The organism is Pseudonocardia pini, from assembly GCF_013870575.1.
Classification (GTDB): Bacteria; Actinomycetota; Actinomycetes; order Mycobacteriales; family Pseudonocardiaceae; genus Pseudonocardia; species Pseudonocardia pini.
In genome coordinates, this window is sequence record NZ_JACBXB010000510.1 from 1 (window position 1) to 4,069 (window position 4,069).

Annotated in this window: 6 protein-coding genes; 2 read left to right on the forward strand and 4 right to left on the reverse strand. The window is 70.9% G+C overall.

The genetic code is table 11. The features are described 5' to 3' along the window. A partial coding sequence (locus H5J29_RS36615) for a peptidoglycan-binding domain-containing protein (RefSeq protein WP_181783212.1) occupies window positions 1-117 on the forward strand: 117 nt, incomplete at its 5' end. An 18-nt stretch (window positions 118-135) separates the two neighbouring features. Here H5J29_RS36615 and ehuA read toward each other — a convergent pair. The 4 genes from ehuA to ehuB are packed head-to-tail and all read right to left on the reverse strand — an operon-like array spanning window position 136 to window position 3,181. Further along, window positions 136-897, reverse strand: coding sequence for an ectoine/hydroxyectoine ABC transporter ATP-binding protein EhuA (gene ehuA / locus H5J29_RS23535; RefSeq protein ID WP_181783213.1), 762 nt, complete (start codon window positions 895-897; stop codon window positions 136-138). A gap of 4 nt (window positions 898-901) precedes the next feature. Further along, entirely contained in the window at window positions 902-1,558 is a 657-nt protein-coding gene (gene ehuD, locus H5J29_RS23540; protein WP_181783214.1) for an ectoine/hydroxyectoine ABC transporter permease subunit EhuD, read from the reverse strand. After that, entirely contained in the window at window positions 1,558-2,259 is a 702-nt protein-coding gene (gene ehuC / locus H5J29_RS23545; protein WP_181783215.1) for an ectoine/hydroxyectoine ABC transporter permease subunit EhuC, read from the reverse strand. Before ehuC ends, ehuD begins: the two co-directional genes overlap by 1 nt. A gap of 1 nt (window position 2,260) precedes the next feature. Then, entirely contained in the window at window positions 2,261-3,181 is a 921-nt protein-coding gene (ehuB, locus tag H5J29_RS23550) for an ectoine/hydroxyectoine ABC transporter substrate-binding protein EhuB (protein ID WP_181783216.1), read from the reverse strand. 278 nt (window positions 3,182-3,459) lie between these two features. On the opposite strand from ehuB, the gene H5J29_RS23555 reads away from it, so the two are divergent. Then, window positions 3,460-4,069: hypothetical protein (locus H5J29_RS23555; protein WP_220187827.1), on the forward strand; the 610-nt coding region annotated here is incomplete at its 3' end.

Below are 4,069 nucleotides of genomic sequence, written 5' to 3' on the forward strand. Positions count from 1 at the left end.
TTCGGCCCGCTCACCGAGGGCGCCACCCGGGACTTCCAGCGGCAGCAGGGCATCGCCGCCGACGGGATCGTCGGGCCGGTCAGCCGGGCCCGGATGGCGTCGGCGCTGGGGATCTGAGCGGCTCGGCAGCCGGGCTCAGTGGTCGAGGACGGCCTGCAGGAAGCTCTTCGTCCGCTCGTGCTCGGGCGCGGTGAACAGCTGCTCGGGCGCGGCGTCCTCGATCACCCGGCCGCCGTCGAACATCATCACCCGGTGCGAGAAGTCCCGGGCGAAGCCCATCTCGTGGGTCACGCACAGGAAGGTGATGTCGGTGGTCTCGCCGAGGTCGCGCAGCAGCGCCAACACCCCGGCGACGAGCTCGGGGTCCAGCGCGGAGGTCACCTCGTCGAGCAGCAGGACGTCGGGGTGCATGGCGAGTGCGCGGGCGATCGCCACGCGTTGCTGCTGGCCGCCGGAGAGCTGCGTGGGGTGCGCGTCGATCTTGTCCGAGAGCCCCACCAGCTCCAGCAGGTCGGCGGCGCGGGTGTTCGCCTCGTCCCTCGACAGGCCCAGCACCCGGGTGGGCCCCTCGATCAGGTTGCCGCGCACCGTCATGTTCGGGAACAGGTTGAACTGCTGGAACACCATCCCGATCCGCTTGCGCACCTCGCGGGAGTACCGCTCGTCGGCCGGCACCAGCGTGCCGCCCTTGTCCTGGTGGGACAGGTAGCGCCCGCCCACCGAGATGGTGCCCTCGTCCACCTTCTCGAGGGTCATCAGCAGCCGCAGGATCGTGGTCTTGCCGGAGCCGGAGGGCCCGATCAGCGTGACGTGCTCGCCCGGCGACACGGTGAAGCTCAGGTCGTGGAGCACGACGTTGCTGCCGAACCGCTTCTCCACGCCGTCGAAGACGATCATGGGTTCAGGCACTGACACGGCGGCGCTCCAGTCGTCGGACCAGCAGGGATGCGGGGTAGCTGAGCAGCAGGAACAGCACCCCGGCGATGGTGTAGGGCTCCACGTAGCGGAAGGTCTCCGAGCCCAGCTCACGGGCCTCGTTCACCACCTCCACGACGCCGATCGCGAGCAGCAGCGGGACCTCCTTGAACATCGAGATCACGTAGTTGCCCAACGCGGGCAGCACGCGCGGGATCGCCTGGGGCAGGACGACGCCCGTCCAGACCCGCGAGCGCGGCAGCGAGAGCGCGGTCGCGGCCTCCCACTGGCCCTGCGGCACCGCGTCGATCCCGGCGCGGTAGACCTCGGAGGTGTAGGTGGCGTAGTGCACCCCGAGGGCCAGCACGCCGATGACGAAGGCGCTCAGCTCGATCCCGAAGCGGGGCAGCGCGAAGAACAGGAAGAACACCTGGACCAGCAGCGGGGTGGAGCGCACGAGCTCGACGAAGGCCCACAGGACCTGGTCGAGGACCGGGATCCGCGCCCGTCGCAGCACGGCGATGACCAGGCCGAGCAGCAGCGCGACGACCGAGCCGAGCACCGTGATCTCGATCGTCGTGACCAGGGCGAGCAGGAGGTCGGGCAGGATCGAGAAGGCGTAGCTCCAGTCCCAGAGGGGCATCAGACGGCCACCTCCTCGAGGACCTTCCGCTGCCGGACGGGCCGCCTGCCCAACCGGCGCGCCGCCCACCGCTCGATCCACCGCATGATCGCGGTGATCACCGCCGCGAGGAGCAGGTAGACCACGAAGACCACGCCGAAGATCAGGAACGTGTCGTCCCCGAAGTTCGGGATCAGCACCTCGCGGGCCTGCCGGGTCACCTCGGGCACGGTGATCAGGGCGAGGATCGACGAGGACTTCAGCAGCTGGATGAACAGGTTGTTCAACGGCGGCAGCATCTCCACCAGCGCCTGCGGCAGGATCACCCGGCGCATCCGCTGCGCCGGGCTCAGCGACAGCGCGATCGCGCCCTCGTACTGGGCGCGGGGCACGGAGCGGATCGCCCCGCGCACGATCTCCGCGCCGTAGGCCCCGTGGTTCAGCCCCAGCACCGCGATGCCCGCCACCAGCGGCACGAGCTGGTAGCCCACCAGGACCGGCAGCACGAAGTAGATCCAGAACAGCTGGACGACCTCCGAGGTCCCCCGGAACCCCTCCACGTAGACCCGCGTGACGCCGCGCACGACCCGCCAGGGCGAGAGCAGCAGCAGGCCCGCGCCGAAGGACAGCACGATCGTGAGGACGATCCCGCCGAGCGTCGCGATCACCGTCTCGGGAAGACCGTCCCCGAGGACGGAGAGGATCCGTGGGAGGTTCTCCAACTCAGGCCGCGCAGAGCTTCTCGGTGGTGACGTCCGGGCCGGGGACGTTGTCGGCGTTGAACCCGAACGGTTGCGCGATCGTCAGCCACTGCCCGCTCTGGTGCAGCTTGGTGAGCTCGGTGTTGAACGCGGTCACGAAGTCGGTGTCCGCGGTGCGGAACACGAAGGCGCCCGCCGACACCGTGTCCTGGCCGTTGATCACCGGGAAGAACCCCTTGGTCACCTCGACCCCGGCGCCCGGGTTCTTCGCGACGACGTCGTTGAGCGAGATGTTGGTCAACGCCGCGGCGTCGACCCGGTTGGCGGTCACGGCCTGGAGCAGGGTGTTCTGGGCGTCGAAGACCTGGATCTGGCCCTCCGGCACCCCGCTGTCGACGGCGTAGCCCTGCTCGACCGCCCCGCTGAGCACGGCGAGCCGGAGGTTCTTGTTCTTGATGTCGTCGAAGCTCGCGACCGCGTTCGGATTGCCCGCGGGGACCAGGAACGCGGTCGGTGCGGTGTAGTCCGGTGTGGAGAACGCGGCGTTCGCGCAGCGCTCCGGGTTGATGAACATCCCCGCGGTGACCATGTCGAACTGGTTCGCGTTGAGCGCCGGGATCAACGATCCGAAGTCCACGGTGGTCGCCTGGATCTCGTTGACGCCCAATGCCTTCAGTACCGCGCGACCGACCTCGACGGACTCGCCCGTGACCGCGCCGGAGGCGTCCGTGAACCCGTACGGCGCCTCGTTGGCGATCCCCACCTTGATCGTCCCGGCGGAGCGGGCGCGATCCAGCGTGCCCCCCGCACCGGCCTGGCCCCCGCCCCCGCCCTGGGGGACCTGGGTACAGGCGGACAGCAGCGCGGGTCCTCCGATGGCGACCGCACCGGCGATGGCGGAGCGGCGGAAGAACTCCCGGCGGGTCCAGGTCGATCCGGACATGGCAGGCCCCCTTGACGGCGTCGGTGCCGGTCGGGGCCGAACGGGCACTGCGAGAAGTGCGCGCCGGTGACCGGCAACGTGGGCCCGAACGTAGGTGGTTGATCCGGAGGGTTGAACCCCGCGTGCGCACTGCGTTACACGACCGCAACAGATGACCACGCTCCGCACACGATGGGGCACTCGTGATCTCGGAGTGTGATCGGGCCGAGTGCGGGAGCCGTGGGGACGGCCGCCGACGGAGTCGGCGGGGTGGGTAGTGGTGATGACAGGATCGGGGCATGGCGTTGCTGCGTATCGCGGGGATCCCCGTCCCCGGCCCGTCCGATGTGCTCGAGGGGGCGAAGGCCGTCGCGGGCTGGACCGGCGAGGTGGTCGGGGTCGCGGCGGGACTGCCGGAGCGCTCCCTCGCCCTGCTCGACGACGTCACCGGGCTCGTCGGGCGGATCGGCGGGATCGCGGAGCGGGTCGAGTCCCTGCTGGACGTGGTCGAGGGCGTGGCGGAGCGGGCGGACGGGTTGATCGGCCGCGTGGACCGCACCGCGAACGAGGCGCAGGCCCTGATCGCGCGCGTGGGGGTGACGGCCACCGAGGCCGAGTCGCTGATCACGCGGGTCGGTGGGACCGCGACCAGCGCGGACACCCTCATCGAGCGGGTCGGTGGGACCGCAGGCCAGGCGGACGCCCTGATCGCCCGCGTCGGCGGCACGGCGGGCGAGGCGACCGAGCTCATCGCCCGTGTCGGGGAGACCGCAGGCCGGGCGACCGAGCTCATCGCGCGCGTCGGGGACACGGCGGGCGAGGCGACCACGCTGATCTCCCGGGTCGGCGGGACCGCGGGTGCGGCGGAGGAGCTCGTGGCCCGGGTGGGCGGTGTCGCGGGGGACGCCG

Bases quoted from the DNA above. Each gene is read 5' to 3' on its own strand.
- ehuA (WP_181783213.1), bottom strand. From the start codon at position 897: ATGATCGTCTTCGACGGCGTGGAGAAGCGGTTCGGCAGCAACGTCGTG.
- ehuD (WP_181783214.1), bottom strand. From the start codon at position 1,558: ATGCCCCTCTGGGACTGGAGCTACGCCTTCTCGATCCTGCCCGACCTC.
- ehuB (WP_181783216.1), bottom strand. From the start codon at position 3,181: ATGTCCGGATCGACCTGGACCCGCCGGGAGTTCTTCCGCCGCTCCGCC.